Annotated in this window: 1 pseudogene; it reads right to left on the reverse strand. The window is 36.2% G+C overall.

Features of this window, described 5'->3' with window-relative positions:
• A pseudogene (locus AAEZ00_RS20960) lies at window positions 1-290 on the reverse strand (diguanylate cyclase); the annotation flags it as partial.

The raw sequence follows: 290 nt of genomic DNA on the forward strand, positions 1-290 counted from the left end.
CTGCATCTAAGGCTATCTAGCTGCTCAATACTTTGAGACAATAAATGTTTGATTACCTCAGGATGTTTAATAATGGCTTGATAGCTAACTTCTCCTTCTTCTAGAAGGTGTTGTAGATTGTCATATGTCTGAAGTTGATGGTTTTTCTTTACGACAACATGTTCAAGATCAATCGCTGTTATTTGTGGCATGCGACATACATTGTCTTTAATGGCTTCGACAATATCATATGAGAAATCACACAAAATATTACCGTCTGGGTCAGTATATTTTGCAAAAGGTATTGGGAG

Origin of the sequence: Shewanella sp. S1-49-MNA-CIBAN-0167 (assembly GCF_040310145.1) — a bacterium.
Lineage (GTDB): Bacteria > Pseudomonadota > Gammaproteobacteria > Enterobacterales > Shewanellaceae > Shewanella > Shewanella psychromarinicola.